Raw genomic sequence first — 15,006 nt, 5'->3', positions numbered from 1 at the left:
ATTCACTGCTTTTCGGCGTATCGGTGTGGCCACATCACCTGGTTTAGGAAGGCCGGGGCGTAATGAGAGACGACGAGATGATAACCGCACGACTGCGGCTGGTGCCGCTCACAGCTGAACACCGGCAGGCCTTTCAGCAATCGCGCGAGGCGTTTGCGGCGCTGCTCGGCGTCACTTTGCCGGCGGCCTGGCCGGAGTTTCCCTAAGCGTTCGGTCCCGGCTTCCCCGAGGCGCCGGCGCCGTGGTCGCCGTACCTGTTTCTCCACCGCGACGGGCCGAGGCTGATCGGCAATGGTGGATATGTCGGCGCTCCCGACGCCGACGGTGTCGTCGAGATTGGCTACGAGATCGGCCCCGAGCACCAGGGACGCGGCTATGCCACCGAGGCCGCCGGCGCGATGGTCGCCACGGCCTTCGAAGCCGGCGCCCGAGCCGTCATTGCCCACTCCCTGGCCGAGACCAACGCCTCGAACGCCGTGCTGCAGAAGCTCGGCATGCGCTTTGACGGGGCGCTCGAGCAGGAGAGGATGCAAATCTGGCGCTGGCGTATCGACCGGCAGGATTGACAGCCACCGCTGATCAATCGTGTGCAGCATATCGCTGAAATCATGTCACTGGCTTCATCGCGCCGACCGGTTGAGAAGGCGGCCCAGACGGCGGGGCGCCACAGACATGAGTTTTCTCCGATGTTCCAGTCCAAAGATAACGACCGCTCCTCGGCTTCCATGCCTGGCGCTTTCTCGAGGCGGCTCGCCATCGCAGCCGGTGTGATCGCGCCGTTTCTGCTAAAGGCGGCAAAGGCCGAAGCGCCGCACGACGCGGTGGTTGCGAGCCTTGTCGACCGATCCGAGCGCCAAGCCCAGCTGTTCAATGCCGGGCGGATGGAGGAGTGGGTCAAGCACGTCCGTCTCGGCGACGATTTCACCCTGATGCAACCCTTTGGCGGCCCGGCCAGCCACGGCTTCGACGCTTCGCCGCAGCACCTGGCCGAGCTTGCGGCCCGCTTCCAGAATGGTGACGCCAGTCTCGAGCTGGTGCAGGCCGTGGCGACCGATGATCTGGTCGTGCTCGCCTATGTCGAACGCCAGGATGGCGAGGTTTCCGGCCTGCCCAAACAGGATTGGTCGCTGCGCGTCACTCAGGTGTTCCGGCGCCAGGGCGCCGACTGGCATCTGGTACATCGCCATGCCGATCCACTGGTGCGCTCGATCTCGCTCGCCACCACTGCGGCGCTTGCTGCCGGCCGCGACTTGGCGGTCGAGGGCTGATGATGCGGATCTGGCACTTCTGCTTCATCATAGCCGCCGCGGCGGCGCTGGTCGGCATGAGTCTGGGCATCTTCATGGGGGCCAACGAGGATTTCACCCTCGCCCCCGTGCATGCCCACCTCAACCTGCTCGGCTGGGTTTCGATGTTCCTCTACGGCCTTTACTACCGTGGGGGGCAGCATGCGCCCGGTCGCCTGGCCCGGCTGCAGGTCGGGATTGCGGCACTGGGTTTCCCGGGCATGACGGGAGGTCTCGCGATCCTGCTCACCGGCGGCGGCTCGGTCGCCCACGCGCTGGTGATGGCCGGCTCGATCCTGACCATCAGCTCGATGCTGCTGTTCATGGCCGTGCTGCTGCGCGATGCGTATCGCACCCGCCACGCCACTGGCGCCTGACGGCGAATTGCTGACACATGGATGGCCGGTCCACGGGCCGGCTACGTCGTCAATTGACGACATCCTTGTATTTGCAGCCTTTCTTCCGGAAGTCCGACATAGCCCGTTGGGCTGAGGTATAGGCCTCCTGACGCTGCTTGTTGGTTTTGTTCTTGGAGTAGTACGCCTCCATGTTGAGGTCGTAGATCTCGTAGATCGCTTTGCACAGGGTGGTATTGTCCGTCGTCGATCCCGTATCCGATTTCTGCTCGGAGATCGCTGGCGCCACAAAAGCGAAGCTTGCTACCGCAACGGCAAATAGTACCGTTCTGGTCATGGCGTGATGTCCTTTGCTGCTCTGGGGGACTCCCGCGTACGTCTAGCCCGTGACGGCTGCCGCGAGGCCGGGGCGAGCAATCCTTTAGAATTATCAGTGCAGTCGTCGGGAATACAGCAGTGACATTGGCGTTTCGTTCCGGCAGCGCCAGCAGCGGACCTAGCTGTCGATCGCCTGCTTCAAACTCAGCATGTCGCGCCAGGCCAGCGCCTTGCTGGCGGGGGTGCGCAGCAGATAGGCGGGGTGGAGCGTCGCCAGCGCCCGGGTCTGGTGGCTGTTGATCGTCAGGTCACGCCACTGGCCGCGCATCCGAGTGATGCCGTTCTGGGTCTGGAACAGCGACTTGGTGGGCACGTTGCCGAGCGTCACCAGGAATTTTGGCGCCACCAGTTCAACCTGCCGCAGCAGGAACGGCGTGCAGAGCGCCATTTCTTCGGGCGAGGGGTCGCGGTTCCCCGGCGGGCGCCAGGGAACCATGTTGGCGATGTAGACCTTGCTGCGGTCGAGCCCGATCGCAGCCAGCATGCGGTCGAGCAACTGCCCGGCCCGACCGACGAAGGGCTTGCCCTGCAGGTCCTCCTGCTCGCCAGGGCCTTCGCCCACCAGCATGATCTCCGCTTCCGGGTTGCCGTCGGCGAACACCAGCTGCGTGGCGCGCTTCTTGAGGAGGCACCCCTCATAGGCGTTCATCACGGCGCGCAGTTCGTCGAGCGACTGCGCAGTTGCGGCCAGCGCCGTGGTTTCGGTCGGATCGGAGGTCAGCGAGATGGCGATCGGCGCCGCGGCCGGAGCGGCAGTCGCCGCGACCGGTGCTTCCGGCGCCGGGATCGGCCGGGCGCGGGAGGGAGCGGCGGACGCCGCAAAGCGGTCGACCGGCTCTTCACCGACGGCGAAATCGACCCCGACGGCGCGATACCAGTCGAGCGCCGCCCGGGCTTCGGCGTCATTTAGCGGTCGATTTTCGGACATGGGTTCTGGTATCACAGCCCGCTTTCTCCCGCCATCCGTGAATGGACCTGACCTTGGCCGACGCCGGCAATCGCGAGATCCTCGAGACCGATGTGCTGATCGTCGGGGCCGGTCCTGCGGGCCTCAGCGCCGCCATCCGGCTGAAGCAGGTGGCGCCGCAGCTTGCCGTCACAGTGGTGGAAAAGTCCGCCGAGCTGGGTGGGCACATCATCTCCGGCGCCGTGATGAATCCGGTGGGGCTCGATGCGCTGCTGCCCAGCTGGCGCGGCATGGGAGCGCCGGTTGGCCCGGCGATGACGCGCGACACCTTCCACTTCCTCACCGCCACGGCCGATATCGCCCTGCCGCAACTGATGATCCCGCCACAGATGCAGACGCCTGGCGCGGTGATCGTCAGCCTCGGCGATCTGGTGAAGTGGCTGGGCGAGCAGGCACAGGGGCTCGGCGTCGATATCTTCCCGATGACGGCGGCGGTTGATGTACTGACCGGCGAAGGCGGCCGGATCGAGGGCATCATCACCGGCGATCTCGGCGTCGATCACGCCGGCAACCCGAAATCCACCTACGCCGCCGGCATCGGCCTCAAGGCCAAGTACACCCTGATCGGCGAAGGGGCGCGCGGTTCGCTCGCCAAACACCTGATCGGCCATTTCGGCCTCGCCGACGGGCATGATCCGCAGCTCTACGGGCTAGGCATCAAGGAAGTATGGGAGATCGCACCGGATCGGCATGAGGCCGGGCGGGTCGATCACTATCTCGGCTTCCCGCTCGACAACGCCACCTCAGGCGGCGGCTTCGCTTACCATGCTGCCGGCAACAAGCTCTACCTCGGTATCGCGGTGCATCTGAGCTACAGCGACCCGACACTCTCGCCCTTCGGCGAGTTCCAGCGCTTCAAGACCCATCCGGCGATTGCCCGGCTGCTCGAAGGCGGCCGTCGCCTGAGCTACGGCGCGCGGGCGATGACCTCGGGTGGGCTGCAATCCGTCCCCGATCTGGCGTTTCCGGGTGGCGCGCTGATCGGTTGCGCCGCCGGGTTCATGAACGTGCCGGCACTGAAGGCCATCCACAATGCTATCCGCTCGGGCATGGCGACTGCGGATCGGGTCGCTGCGGCGATCGGCGAGGGCAGGGCGTACGATACGCTCGAGGGCTTGAACGAGAGCGTCCTGGCCACCGGCATTGGCGACGAGTTGAAGCGGGTCCGAAACGTCAAACCGTTCTGGTCGCGCTTCGGCACCTATCTCGGTGTGCTGCTGGGTGGCTTCGACATGTGGTGCGAGGCGCTGTTCCGCGTCTCGCCGTTCGGCACGCTGCGTCACGACAAGGCGGATTTTGCCAAGCTGCGGCCGCTCGCCGAGGTGACGCCGCGGCTCTATGCGCGGCCGGACGGTGCAACCACCTATGATCGCGCCGCCTCGGTCTATCTCGCCAATCTCAGCCACGACGAAGACCAGCCCGTGCATCTGAAGCTCACCGATCCGGACCTGCCGGTGCGCGAGAACCTGCCGCGCTACGGCGAGCCGGCGCCGCTTTATTGCCCGGCGGGGGTCTACGAGCTGGCCGAGGAGGGCGGCGCGCCGGTGTTCCGCATCCACGCCGCCAACTGCGTCCACTGCAAGACCTGCGACATCAAGGATCCCGCCCAGAACATCACCTGGGTGCCGCCCGAGGGCGGCTCGGGGCCGAATTACTCGGGCATGTGAGGACAGTCTCATAGGCTGGCGCGGGCCACAGCCGCCGGCGTTCTGGGCATCCAACTGACCTTGGAATCCTCACTTCATTGTGCCTGCCTCTTGCGGCGCAGTCGCAAAATCGCCCATGTTTCTTGGGCTAGTCAGCCGCTTCCTGCCTTCTCGGAGATATCGAGCCTCGTGACCCACAAAGCCCGTCTCGCTTCCGGCGTCCTTCTCGCCGTCGCGCTCACCATCGGCGGCGCCGCGGCGCTCGAATCGAGTGCGGCCTTCCCGCTGATGGATCAGAGTGTGACCGGCAGCTATCTGGCCGGCCGGCAAGCGCTTTCCGACCTCAGGACCGAAGACGCCGCGCGCTATTTCCGCGCTGCCGCGGAAGGCGACTGGGACAACCCGATCATCGTCGAGCGGAGCTTCATCGCCTATGCTGCGAACGGGCAGGTGTCGGATGCCTCGCGCGTCGCCAAGCACCTGCTCGAGCTCAGTGCTCCCAACGACCTTGCGAGCCTCGTCATCGGCACCGAGGCGATGAAGCAGCGCCGCTACGCCGCGGCGGCCAAGGAACTCGAGAATGTCGGTGGCGACACTTTCGCCGGCATCACCGGCGGGCTGCTGCGCGCCTGGGCGCTGCTCGGCGACGGCAAAAAGACTGAAGCCAACAAGGTGCTCGACGAGATCGGGCAGGGCGGGCTCGAGGACTTTCTGGTCTTCCACCGGGCGCTGATGGCCGATGTCGAGGGGGACAGCAAGGCGGCGCTGGAGTTCGCCGCCAAGGCCTATGAAGCCGACCCGTTCGTCGCGCGCATCGTCGAGGCCTATTCGCGCATGCTGGGCAATGCCGGCCGCTTCGATGAAGCCGAGAAGGTGATCGCCAAGTTCGAGTCCGAAGGGCTGGATCATCCGCTGATCGCTGCCGTAAAGGCCAAGATCGATAACAAGCAGCGGCCGGGCGTGTTCGCCGCCGATGTGCAGGCGGGCGCCGCCGAGATGTTCCACTCAGTGGGCGTGGCGCTGGCGCGTGAGGGGAGCCCGGATGTGTCCGCGGTGTTCCTGCAGCTGGGCATGTATCTCGACCCCAAGTCCGACGTCATCGACCTGGTCTATGGCCAGTTGCTGGACGGCGCCGGCCAGCACGATGCGGCCAACGCCATCTACGACAAGCTGCCGGCGGATTCGCCGATGAAGCCGATGGCAGTGGTGCGCGTCGCCGAGAACCTCAGCGCCACTGGCAACCGCGACGAAGCGCTGCGCCGGCTGGGCAATATCGTCGCGACGAACCCCAATGATCTCGAGGCCCTGTCGGTGCTCGGCGACATGCAGCGCGCCGCGCAGAAATATGCCGAGGCCGCCGACACCTATACCAAGGCGCTTGATGTCGCCGGCGGCGATGCCCCGGGCGATTGGCGCTTCTACTACGTGCGCGGCATCGCCTTCGAGCGCGCCAAGCAGTGGGACAAGGCCGAGGTCGATTTCAAGCGCGCGCTCGAGCTGAACCCCGACCAGCCGCAGGTGTTGAACTATCTCGGCTATAGCTGGGTCGATCAGGGGGTGAACCTGATGCCGGCGCTCGACATGATCGAGAAGGCCGTCGCCGCCGCGCCGAACGATGGCTACATCATCGATAGCCTGGGCTGGGCCTTCTTTCGCCTCGGCCGCTTCGACGATGCGGTCAAGCAACTCGAAATGGCGGTGCAGCTGCGCTCGACCGACCCCGAAATCAACGACCATCTCGGCGATGCCTATTGGCGCGCCGGCCGCAAGCTCGAGGCGAAGTTCCAGTGGAACATCGCCGCTGCCGTCGACCAGGAAGGGGCGGTGAAGGAGCGGGTGGCGAAGAAACTCGCCGGCGGCCTCGATGCCGTGGCGCCGGCCCCCGATGCCGGCCCGGTAGCGGAAGGTCAGGCTGCGCCCGCCCAGTAGCATGCTGCAAGGCACTGTCTCCGAGGCGGCTCCCGCCAAGGTCAACCTGGCCTTGCATGTGACCGGCCGGCGCGCCGACGGTTACCACGAGCTCGAGAGCCTGGTGGTGTTCGTCGATGTCGCCGACGAGGTGTCGGCGCATCCGGCCAAGGCCGACCGGCTGCGCGTCACCGGCCCGTTTGCGGCGGCAGCGGGCGGTGGTGATTCCAACCTTGTGATGCGCGCCGTGAAGGCGTTCCGCACCCGCTGGCCGGGCCGCCTGCCGGATGGTCTCGATATCGCGCTCACCAAGAACCTGCCGGTCGCGGCGGGGATCGGCGGCGGCTCGGCCGATGCCGCCGCGATGCTCCGCCTGCTGGCCGGCATGGCAGGCGGCGACCTCGAACTCGTCGAGCTCAGTGCGCTGGCGCTGACGCTTGGCGCGGACGTGCCCGTATGCCTCTTGTCGCAACCCTCAGAGGTGCGCGGCGTCGGCGAGATCATCCACCCGCTGCGCAGCTTTCCGGCGACCCACCTGGTGCTGGTCAATCCACTGGTGCCGGTGGTGACCGCCGACGTGTTTCGCCGGCTCGAACAGCGCAGCAACCCGCCGATGCCCGCCTTGCCGCAGCCGCTGACCCGGCCGGCGCAGCTCGGGCTGTGGCTGGCCGAGACCCGCAACGACCTCGAGCCGGCCGCCATCGGCCTGGTGCCGGCGATCGGCGAACTGCTGCGCCAGATGCGGGTGCTCGATGGTTGCGCGCTGGCCCGCATGTCGGGCTCGGGCGGCACCGTGTTCGGCCTGTTCGGCTCGGCCGCCCAGGCGCACCAGGCCGCGCACGACATGCGGGCAAGATACCCTCAGTTCTGGGTGGCCGCGGCGCCGGTAATCAGCTGAAACGACAACGGCCCCCAAAGGGGCCGCTGCGACACTTGCTGATCGGAACGGATCAGAAGTGGAAGTTCACGCCAGCCTTTACGGTGTGGGTCGTGAAACCCGTATCCACCGGCAAGGCGCCAAGGAAGTAGTCATAGGTCACGGCGCCGTAGTCAGCGTAGTTGTATTCGAGCTTGGCGGAGACGTTCTCGCTGACCATTGCTTCGGCGCCAACGCCAACAGTCCAGCCAACATGAGTCTCAGTGACATCGTCGATCAGGAACACCTCGCCGGTGCTATTGGCAACGGCCACGCCAGCCGTGGCGTAGAGCAAGACCGCGTCCCACGCATAGCCGAGGCGGCCACGCAGCGAGGCAGTCCAATTGATGGTGCGATTGGCCGGGATGCTCAGATCTTCACCGTAGATGCTGGCCAGTGCCACGTCGCCCTCAATACCGAAGACGACGTTGTCCATCTGCCAGTTGTAACCGCCCTGAACACCGACAGAGAAGCCGTCGAGGTCATACGAGCCGTCCGGCGGGCCGCCACCAGCGATCTCCCAATTGACAGTGCCGGCGCTCCAGCCAATGTTGCCGCCGACATAAGCGCCGGTCCAGTCACCAAGCGCTGCAATCTCCGCCACCGGGGCATCTTCAACGATCAGGTCTGCTGCGTTCGCGACGCCCGCCGCGCTCAACAGTAATACGCTTGAGAATACAATCTTCGTCTTGGTCCACATAGTCGTCTCCCCATTCCGATGTCCCCTGATACGAGGGCAGAATGGCGGAGTCTAATCACGTGTGGCGGGACTCAGTGCAAAACGGGGCGATATGTTGCACGGCGGCCACAATGTTGGCCGCGGTGCCGCAGTGCTGGCGATAAGTACTAGTACGCGCGGGCGACGGTGAACTCGGCGATGTCGCCGAGCAGGGCCTTCATCTCGCCGTGCGGCAGCGGCTTGAGCGCTTCGCGGGCGCGGTGGGCGTGGGTAAACGCCTGCTCGATGGTGCGGCCTAGTGTGTCGTAGCGCTCGAAGATCGCCACCACCTGCTTGAGCTGTGCTTCGCCGGCATCGACAGAGCCCAGCGTCTTGGCGATGATCTCGCGCTCGGCCGGTGTCGCCTGCTGCAGGGCGAGGATCACCGGCAGGGTCATCTTGCCCTCGCGCAGGTCATCGCCGGTATTCTTGCCGAGCGTGCCGGCCTCGCCGCGATAGTCGAGCACGTCGTCGACCAGCTGGAAGGCGAAACCGAGCTCGCGGCCGTAGCGGTGGAGCGCCTCGCGGCCCACGGCGTCGGCGCCACCGGCCATGGCACCCACTTCGGTCGCCGCTTCAAACAGCTTGGCGGTCTTGGCGCCGATCACTTCGTCATAGTCGGCGGCGCTGGCGCTGAGATCGCGGGTCTTGGCGAGCTGCAGCACTTCGCCCTCGGCGATGATGGTCGCGGCCTCGGCGATCACCTTGAGCGCGGCGATGTTGCCGGTATCGACCATCATCATGAAGGCCTGCCCGAGCAGGAAGTCGCCGACCAGGACGCTTGCCTGGTTGCCCCACTTCATGCGTGCGGCGGCGCGACCGCGGCGCATGTCGCTCTCATCGACCACGTCATCGTGGAGCAGCGTGGCATTGTGCATGAACTCGACAGCGGCGGCGAAGTTGACCTCGCTGCCATTGGCCTTGCCGAACAGCATGGCCGCCGCGATCGTCAGCATCGGCCTCAGGCGCTTTCCGCCGGAATCGATCAGGTAACGCGCCACCTCGGGCACCAGCTCGACATGCGAACTGGCCCTTTCGAGGATCATCGCATTGACCCGATCCATGCCCGGCCGGGTCGCGTCGAGCAGCCGGTCGAGCGCGCCGGCGCTGGTCATCGCCTCGTTTGCCGCTGCAGCCGATAGAGCCATGAAATCCCCGGTTTGAGCTACGCATCCGGCACCCTATAGTCGGGCGCCTGCGAACTGTCGCGATGGTGCGATGTCCCTAGACGAAGCCACTGATCTTGTAAAACAACAAACGCTGACGCGCGACGCCTTTTTGGGTGGCCGCCTCACCGTGTCGCAGCCGGAAAAAGGGTTTCGAGCCGGGTTGGACTCGGTGCTGCTCGGGGCCGCCGTACGTGCCAATGCGCATAGCCTGCTCGACCTTGGGGCCGGGGCTGGTACTGCGTCACTGGTGGCCATGGCCGACCTGCCGCAGCTCCACGCGACGCTGCTGGAAGCCGATCCGGGGATGGCCGCGCTGGCCGGCCTCAATGCTCACGGCAACGGCATGGCCGAGCGCGCCAGGGTGCTGACGCTCGACCTGACGGCGCCCGGCCGGCTGCGGGCCGCTGCGGGGCTTGCCGCCGACCATTTCAGCACCGTCATCGCCAACCCGCCCTTCTTCGATCCAGCGCGAGGCTCCGCGCCGACCCGCGCCCGGGCTGGCGCGCGGCACATGGATGATGCTGCGCTCGACAAATGGGTGAAGACCGCGGCGACCCACGCCGCGCCGGGCGGCGAGGTAATCTTCATCCACGTCGCCGAGGCGCTGCCGCTGCTTTTGGCGGCGTTCACCCAGCGCTTCGGCGCCGTCGCTGTGTTGCCCCTGCTGCCGCGCGAGGGCGAGGCGGCCAGCCGGGTGCTGATCCGTGGCATCAAGGGCTCGCGCGCGCCGTTCGCCTTGCTGGCGGCGCGGGCGATGCACGAAGCCGGGGGGCGTGGCTTCCGCCCCGAGTTCGACGCCATCTTCCGCGGCACCGCGCGCCTCATCTGGTAATCCCGGCGCGGGGCACATACATGTGCCCGGTCAAAAGCGAGGCGTCACATGGGTTTGCGGTCCTGGATCAAGCGCAAGATGGGGCAGGCCGGTCCGGTCGTCCCGGTGGTGCGCCTGCATGGCGTGATCGCTGCGGACCAGCGCCCGGGTCGGCTGAACATTGAGACGGTGGCGCCGCTGCTGAAGCGCGCCTTCGCCGTGAAATCCGCCCCTGCGGTTGCCATCATCATCAACTCGCCGGGTGGCTCGGCCGTGCAGTCGCGGCTGATCTCCAAGCGCATCCGCGACCTCGCCGACGAGCACCACAAGCCCGTGCTGGTGTTCGTCGAGGACGCGGCGGCATCGGGCGGTTATTTCATTGCCACCGCCGGTGACGAGATCATCGCCGACCCCTCCTCGATCGTCGGCTCGATCGGGGTGATCTTCGCCAGTTTCGGTTTCGTCGAAACCCTGAAGAAGGTGGGCGTCGACCGCCGCGTTCACACTGCCGGCCGCAACAAGTCGACGCTCGATCCGTTCCTGCCCGAGAAACCGGAGGACGTGGAACGGATCAAGCAGATGGAAAGCGAGATCCACCAGGTCTTCATCGACTGGGTGAAGCAGCGCCGCGGCGAGCGCCTGAAGGCCTCGGACGATCAGCTGTTCACCGGTGAGTTCTGGAGCGGCGTGAAGGGGCTCGAGTTCGGCCTGGTCGATGGCCTCGGCGACCTGCATGAGGTGCTACAGAGCCGCTTCGGCGACAAGGTCGAGCTGTTGCCGATTGCGCCCAAGCGCGGACTGCTGACGCTGCCGCGGGTGGGCCTCGCGGCGCTGACCGGCGACATCGCCGCCAGCATCGAGGATCGCTCTGTCTGGGCTCGGCTGGGTCTCTAGGCGATGACAGGCACGCTGCTCCGCATCCTGATCTTTGGCGCGATCATCCTGTTGATCCTCTGGGGGGTCAGGAAGATCTGGCGGGATTGGACCGGCCAGTTCAAGCAGCTCGATAAGGAGCGCCACGCGCGCGACCTGCGCGAACGCCAGCAACCTGATGTCATCACTTTGAAGCGCGACAAGGACGGCAAGTTCCGACCGCCCGAGGACGACGGCCGCTAGATTACCGACGACAAGCCCACTGCCGGCCGCTAGCCTTCTCGCGGATTTTGGAGTCGCGAGCATGGTCGGCACATTACTGCGCAGTCGGCGCTCGGAGCATCATGCGCAGGTGACCTCGGTCGAGCTGTTCTTCGACCTCGTCTTTGTCATCGCCGTCACCCAGATTTCCCACGCGCTGGTCGAGCACCTGACCTGGCTCGGTGCGCTCGAAGCGGCGCTCCTGCTGTTGGCGATCTGGTGGGCGTGGATCGACACCGCCTGGATCACCAACTGGCTCGATCCCGAAAAGCCGCTGGTCCGGCTGATGCTGTTCGTGCTGATGGGCATTGGGCTGGTGATGTCGAGCTCGCTGCCCGAGGCGTTCGGCGATCGGGGCCTCGCCTTCGCCATCGCCTTCGCCGTATTCCAGCTCGGCCGCACCGCTTTCATGCTCTGGGCGGTGCGAGCCCGGCCGACGCTCTATCGCAACTTCATCCGCATCATCATCTGGTACGCCGCCTCCGCTGCCTTGTGGGTAGTCGGTGGACTGGCTGGCGGCGAAGCCCGGCTCATCTGCTGGCTGATCGCCGTGGCACTCGACAGCGTCTCGCCGGCGCTCGGTTTCTGGGTTCCAGGCCTCGGGCGCGCCGATACCCGGGATTGGGACGTCGATGGCGGCCACATGGCGGAGCGCAGCGGGCTGTTCGTGATGATCGCGCTCGGCGAGTCGGTCCTCGTCACCGGCGTTGGCTTCACCCAGCTCGCCTGGACGCCGGACGTCGTACTCGCCATGACCGTGTCGCTGCTGCAGTCGATTGCCATGTGGTGGATATTCTTCGGCCAGCATGCGGAAGCCGCGAGTGCGGCTATCTCCAACTCGTCCGATCCCGGCCGCGTGGCGCGGCAGGCCTACACCTATGTGCCGATCCTGCTGGTTGCCGGTATCGTCGTCTCGGCCGTCGGCGACGAAATCGTGCTGGCGCACCCGATGGGGCACCTGGAGCCGGCGACCATCCTGGTGCTCATCGGCGGGCCGGCCTTGTTCCTGCTCGGCGCGGCATTGTTCAAGCTCGCCGTGTTCGGGCACTGGTCGCTGCCGCGTTTCGGTGGGTTGCTGGCGGTCCTCGCGCTCTACCCGTTCGCCACAGGCCTCTCGTCGCTGCTGCTCTCCTCGCTGACCACTGGTATCGTCGTGCTGGTCGCGGTGTGGGAGGCGGTGGAGCTGGCGCGCCATCCCGAGCGCTATCCCGTGGCGACGCGACATCACCTCGAATGAACTGCGGAATTGACCCACTGCGCTGGCCCAACTAGGTTCCGCCCGCCATTCGCACCCCGGAATATAGCCGATGCCCGACGCTTTGCCCGCCCACATGGACCCCAGGAACTCGTTCCAGGGTCTGATCCTGACGCTGCAGCGCTTCTGGGCGGAGCAGGGTTGCGTGATCCTGCAGCCATACGACATGCAGATGGGCGCCGGCACGTTCCACACCGCGACGACGCTCAGGGCCCTGGGGCCAAAGCCCTGGAAGGCCGCCTATGTGCAGCCCTCGCGCCGCCCCAAGGATGGACGCTACGGTGAGAACCCCAACCGGCTGCAGCACTATTATCAGTTCCAGGTGATCCTGAAGCCGTCGCCGGACAATATCCAGGAGCTCTATCTGCAGTCGCTGGCCGAGATCGGTCTCGATTCCAGCCTGCACGATATCCGCTTCGTCGAAGACGATTGGGAGAGCCCGACGCTGGGCGCCTGGGGCCTCGGCTGGGAATGCTGGTGCGACGGCATGGAAGTCAGCCAGTTCACCTATTTCCAGCAGGTCGCCGGCTTCGAGACCAAGCCCGTGCCGGGCGAGATCACCTACGGCCTCGAGCGCCTCGCCATGTATGTGCAGGGTGTCGAGAACGTCTACGACCTCAACTTCAATGGCCGCGAAGGCGAGGACAAGGTCACCTACGGCGATATCTTCCTGCAGAACGAGCAGGAGTTCTCGAAATACAACTTCGAGGCCGCCGATACCGAGATGCTGTTCCGGCACTTCAGGGATGCCGAGGAAGAGTGCCGCGCCATCCTGAAGAAGGGCGCCGACGGCAATCGCCAGACCATGGCGGTCCCCGCCTATGAGCAGGTCATCAAGGCCAGCCACAACTTCAACCTGCTGGACGCGCGCGGCGTGATCTCGGTGCAGGAGCGCCAGAGCTACATCCTCAGGATCCGCGAGCTGGCCAAGGAATGCGGCGCCGCCTGGCTGCAGACGGCGGGCGGCGGGGCGGAGTAACGCCACGAACTGTCCGGTCCCGGTGCTTTGGTAATGTCTGATCAGCTAGGGGCACCGAGCTTTCCTCACACCCCCAGTGTCACCCCGGTGAAGGCCGGGTGACACCGTGGTTGGGGGAAGGGCAGAGCCCACTCGGATAGCGGCCAGACGTGTCTGATCCGCTTTCAAGGTGAAAGTCTGCGATCTGCCTGCGCGAGGACAGGCGCTTTCCCAAGAATGCGTTAGGCCCGTCGTCTGGCTCAGGCCTGTGCTGTCGCCGCCGGGATCGCGCGGCCTTCGATATAATGGCCGTAAAGCGTGGTCAGGATGCTGACGCCGACGATCATTTTCACCCAGCCGGTGGCCAGCGTCCACAGCACGGCGAGGAAGCCGCCGATCGGGCCGGCCATGGCGAAGATGAAGGCCGGGATGTCGATGACCAGCGCCGCAACCGCCGAGAGCACCGCCAGGACAATGATCGGTACGTTGGCGCTGTTGGTTGCCTCCCAGGCCTGCCGCAGGGTGATCGGTTTGCCGATGGCGATCGAGGGCAGGATCGGCGCGAGCCGGTAGCCGATGATCAGCACCGCCGCGAGAGCGAGCAGGCCGGTGAGGACGACGCCGACCACGTTCAGCAGCGGGATCGCGATGATCCCCACCACAGCCGAGACGATGAACGACAGCACGAAGCCGATCAGGCCGATCAGCAGCGAATAGCCGCCATAGGACAGCAGCCGGCTGCTGTTGAACTCCGGAAACTGGCCGGCAGGCATCTCGTCGAGCAGCACGTAGCGGTGCCAGGCCACTGCCACCCAGACGAACGCCACGATGGCGAGGATGGCTGTGATGAGGCCCAGGAAACCGCCGCTGCCCAGCGCCGCCATGGCCTGCTCGGGTTGCACCGGTGTCGGAAACAGCAGGGCAAAGACCAGCGCCGGGACGGCGTAGATCAGGTAGAGCAGCCCCGTGATCTTCAGGGCATTGCGCCAATCGCCCAGCACCAGGCGGACCGAATGTACAAACAGACTAACGCCCATGAAATGCCCCAATATCTCAATGTTGAATGCCGACCCGGGCGTGAGGCTAGCGCAACAGCAAGAGTCGCGGAAGCTGCGCCCGCGAATAGCTGGGGACTGAGGCTGGCGACGCTACTGGCAGGTCACTTCGAGTCCATCGGCGCCGGTGAAGCGGAACGTGGTCTTGCCGGTGTCGTCGGTGCCGAACACACCGATAAGCTGCATGTCCTTGAGTGGGCCAGAGAGCGGGTTCACGTCGGTCCCGGCGGAGGCAACCTGGCCGCTCGCACTGTTGCCATCGACATTCTTGAACGAATAGTCGCCTGCCACGAACAGCGTGAGTTCCCCGAGATTGGCGCCATTCTCGCTGACGCACTCATACACGCCCGGCGGTGGAAACTGCGCCAGGGCAGGAGTAGCGAGAAGCACAAGGGCGGCGGCAGCAAGGAGCGGGCGCATGGCGCGGATTATCGGCGCGGCGGGCCGTG

17 protein-coding genes are annotated in these 15,006 nt (G+C 65.9%); 10 read left to right on the top strand and 7 right to left on the bottom strand.

Features of this window, described 5'->3' with window-relative positions:
* Positions 1-2: 2 nt before the first annotated feature.
* Positions 3-596, bottom strand: a complete 594-nt coding sequence (locus tag ACSQ23_RS19725; protein WP_436091615.1) for a hypothetical protein — start codon at positions 594-596, stop codon at positions 3-5.
* 90 nt (positions 597-686) lie between these two features.
* On the opposite strand from ACSQ23_RS19725, the gene ACSQ23_RS19720 reads away from it, so the two are divergent.
* Together ACSQ23_RS19720 and ACSQ23_RS19715 are read left to right on the top strand one after the other, a co-directional pair.
* Positions 687-1,268, top strand: a complete 582-nt coding sequence (locus ACSQ23_RS19720; protein WP_436091614.1) for a YybH family protein — start codon at positions 687-689, stop codon at positions 1,266-1,268.
* A complete protein-coding gene (locus tag ACSQ23_RS19715) occupies positions 1,268-1,663 on the top strand; it encodes a hypothetical protein (protein ID WP_055885083.1) in 396 nt (131 codons plus the stop codon). The genes ACSQ23_RS19720 and ACSQ23_RS19715 overlap by 1 nt, the downstream gene beginning before the upstream one ends.
* A 49-nt stretch (positions 1,664-1,712) precedes the next feature.
* Here the strand turns inward: ACSQ23_RS19715 and ACSQ23_RS19710 are convergent, their stop codons facing one another.
* The gene (locus ACSQ23_RS19710) at positions 1,713-1,979 is read right to left on the bottom strand and encodes a hypothetical protein (protein WP_055885086.1); all 267 of its coding nucleotides are present in this window, start codon (positions 1,977-1,979) and stop codon (positions 1,713-1,715) included.
* Positions 1,980-2,138: 159 nt separating this feature from the next.
* The gene (locus ACSQ23_RS19705; RefSeq protein WP_436091613.1) at positions 2,139-2,948 is read right to left on the bottom strand and encodes a uracil-DNA glycosylase; all 810 of its coding nucleotides are present in this window, start codon (positions 2,946-2,948) and stop codon (positions 2,139-2,141) included.
* A 41-nt stretch (positions 2,949-2,989) separates the two neighbouring features.
* Between ACSQ23_RS19705 and ACSQ23_RS19700 the strand changes: the two genes are divergently transcribed.
* The 3 genes from ACSQ23_RS19700 to ACSQ23_RS19690 all read left to right on the top strand — a co-directional run bounded on the left by ACSQ23_RS19700 (position 2,990) and on the right by ACSQ23_RS19690 (position 7,439).
* Positions 2,990-4,654 carry a 4Fe-4S dicluster domain-containing protein gene (locus tag ACSQ23_RS19700; protein ID WP_436091612.1) on the top strand — a complete coding sequence of 555 codons (1,665 nt, stop codon included), beginning with the start codon at positions 2,990-2,992 and terminating at the stop codon, positions 4,652-4,654.
* 168 nt (positions 4,655-4,822) lie between these two features.
* Positions 4,823-6,562: a tetratricopeptide repeat protein gene (locus ACSQ23_RS19695; RefSeq protein ID WP_055885094.1), complete on the top strand. Its 1,740-nt coding sequence runs from the start codon at positions 4,823-4,825 to the stop codon at positions 6,560-6,562.
* Between the two features lies 1 nt (position 6,563).
* A complete protein-coding gene (locus ACSQ23_RS19690) occupies positions 6,564-7,439 on the top strand; it encodes a 4-(cytidine 5'-diphospho)-2-C-methyl-D-erythritol kinase (RefSeq protein ID WP_436091611.1) in 876 nt (291 codons plus the stop codon).
* A gap of 52 nt (positions 7,440-7,491) precedes the next feature.
* Here ACSQ23_RS19690 and ACSQ23_RS19685 read toward each other — a convergent pair whose 3' ends face one another.
* Positions 7,492-8,157, bottom strand: coding sequence for an outer membrane protein (locus ACSQ23_RS19685; RefSeq protein ID WP_055997039.1), 666 nt, complete (start codon positions 8,155-8,157; stop codon positions 7,492-7,494).
* Positions 8,158-8,303: 146 nt separating this feature from the next.
* Positions 8,304-9,323, bottom strand: a complete 1,020-nt coding sequence (locus tag ACSQ23_RS19680) for a polyprenyl synthetase family protein (RefSeq protein ID WP_436091610.1) — start codon at positions 9,321-9,323, stop codon at positions 8,304-8,306.
* A 70-nt stretch (positions 9,324-9,393) separates the two neighbouring features.
* Here ACSQ23_RS19680 and ACSQ23_RS19675 point away from each other — a divergent pair, with 70 nt between their 5' ends.
* From ACSQ23_RS19675 to ACSQ23_RS19655, 5 genes are all read left to right on the top strand, one after another.
* On the top strand, positions 9,394-10,176 hold the full coding sequence (locus tag ACSQ23_RS19675) for a tRNA1(Val) (adenine(37)-N6)-methyltransferase (RefSeq protein WP_436091609.1): 783 nt from the start codon (positions 9,394-9,396) through the stop codon (positions 10,174-10,176).
* 48 nt (positions 10,177-10,224) lie between these two features.
* On the top strand, positions 10,225-11,049 hold the full coding sequence (locus ACSQ23_RS19670; RefSeq protein WP_436091608.1) for a S49 family peptidase: 825 nt from the start codon (positions 10,225-10,227) through the stop codon (positions 11,047-11,049).
* A gap of 3 nt (positions 11,050-11,052) precedes the next feature.
* Entirely contained in the window at positions 11,053-11,271 is a 219-nt protein-coding gene (locus ACSQ23_RS19665; RefSeq protein WP_436091607.1) for a hypothetical protein, read from the top strand.
* A 61-nt stretch (positions 11,272-11,332) separates the two neighbouring features.
* Positions 11,333-12,526, top strand: a complete 1,194-nt coding sequence (locus tag ACSQ23_RS19660; RefSeq protein WP_436091606.1) for a low temperature requirement protein A — start codon at positions 11,333-11,335, stop codon at positions 12,524-12,526.
* Between the two features lie 70 nt (positions 12,527-12,596).
* The gene (locus ACSQ23_RS19655) at positions 12,597-13,523 is read left to right on the top strand and encodes a glycine--tRNA ligase subunit alpha (protein WP_055885117.1); all 927 of its coding nucleotides are present in this window, start codon (positions 12,597-12,599) and stop codon (positions 13,521-13,523) included.
* A gap of 239 nt (positions 13,524-13,762) precedes the next feature.
* Here the strand turns inward: ACSQ23_RS19655 and ACSQ23_RS19650 are convergent, their stop codons facing one another.
* Both ACSQ23_RS19650 and ACSQ23_RS19645 read right to left on the bottom strand, forming a co-directional pair.
* Positions 13,763-14,539, bottom strand: a complete 777-nt coding sequence (locus ACSQ23_RS19650; protein WP_436091605.1) for a hypothetical protein — start codon at positions 14,537-14,539, stop codon at positions 13,763-13,765.
* Between the two features lie 111 nt (positions 14,540-14,650).
* Positions 14,651-14,977, bottom strand: coding sequence for a hypothetical protein (locus tag ACSQ23_RS19645; protein WP_436091604.1), 327 nt, complete (start codon positions 14,975-14,977; stop codon positions 14,651-14,653).
* Between the last annotated feature and the right edge of the window lie 29 nt (positions 14,978-15,006).

Source organism: Devosia sp. LjRoot16 (genome assembly GCF_964252795.1).
In the GTDB taxonomy this organism is placed as follows: domain Bacteria; phylum Pseudomonadota; class Alphaproteobacteria; order Rhizobiales; family Devosiaceae; genus Devosia_A.
This window is presented reverse-complemented; position numbering and strand designations above follow the sequence as displayed.

What these genes read in the sequence shown, in the direction of transcription:
- ACSQ23_RS19725 (WP_436091615.1), bottom strand. Translation starts at nt 596, where the DNA reads ATGCTGCACACGATTGATCAGCGGTGGCTGTCAATCCTGCCGGTCGAT.
- ACSQ23_RS19720 (WP_436091614.1), top strand. Translation starts at nt 687, where the DNA reads ATGTTCCAGTCCAAAGATAACGACCGCTCCTCGGCTTCCATGCCTGGC.
- ACSQ23_RS19715 (WP_055885083.1), top strand. Translation starts at nt 1,268, where the DNA reads ATGATGCGGATCTGGCACTTCTGCTTCATCATAGCCGCCGCGGCGGCG.
- ACSQ23_RS19710 (WP_055885086.1), bottom strand. Translation starts at nt 1,979, where the DNA reads ATGACCAGAACGGTACTATTTGCCGTTGCGGTAGCAAGCTTCGCTTTT.
- ACSQ23_RS19705 (WP_436091613.1), bottom strand. Translation starts at nt 2,948, where the DNA reads ATGTCCGAAAATCGACCGCTAAATGACGCCGAAGCCCGGGCGGCGCTC.
- ACSQ23_RS19700 (WP_436091612.1), top strand. Translation starts at nt 2,990, where the DNA reads ATGGACCTGACCTTGGCCGACGCCGGCAATCGCGAGATCCTCGAGACC.
- ACSQ23_RS19690 (WP_436091611.1), top strand. Translation starts at nt 6,564, where the DNA reads ATGCTGCAAGGCACTGTCTCCGAGGCGGCTCCCGCCAAGGTCAACCTG.
- ACSQ23_RS19685 (WP_055997039.1), bottom strand. Translation starts at nt 8,157, where the DNA reads ATGTGGACCAAGACGAAGATTGTATTCTCAAGCGTATTACTGTTGAGC.
- ACSQ23_RS19680 (WP_436091610.1), bottom strand. Translation starts at nt 9,323, where the DNA reads ATGGCTCTATCGGCTGCAGCGGCAAACGAGGCGATGACCAGCGCCGGC.
- ACSQ23_RS19675 (WP_436091609.1), top strand. Translation starts at nt 9,394, where the DNA reads ATGTCCCTAGACGAAGCCACTGATCTTGTAAAACAACAAACGCTGACG.
- ACSQ23_RS19670 (WP_436091608.1), top strand. Translation starts at nt 10,225, where the DNA reads ATGGGTTTGCGGTCCTGGATCAAGCGCAAGATGGGGCAGGCCGGTCCG.
- ACSQ23_RS19665 (WP_436091607.1), top strand. Translation starts at nt 11,053, where the DNA reads ATGACAGGCACGCTGCTCCGCATCCTGATCTTTGGCGCGATCATCCTG.
- ACSQ23_RS19660 (WP_436091606.1), top strand. Translation starts at nt 11,333, where the DNA reads ATGGTCGGCACATTACTGCGCAGTCGGCGCTCGGAGCATCATGCGCAG.
- ACSQ23_RS19655 (WP_055885117.1), top strand. Translation starts at nt 12,597, where the DNA reads ATGCCCGACGCTTTGCCCGCCCACATGGACCCCAGGAACTCGTTCCAG.
- ACSQ23_RS19650 (WP_436091605.1), bottom strand. Translation starts at nt 14,539, where the DNA reads ATGGGCGTTAGTCTGTTTGTACATTCGGTCCGCCTGGTGCTGGGCGAT.
- ACSQ23_RS19645 (WP_436091604.1), bottom strand. Translation starts at nt 14,977, where the DNA reads ATGCGCCCGCTCCTTGCTGCCGCCGCCCTTGTGCTTCTCGCTACTCCT.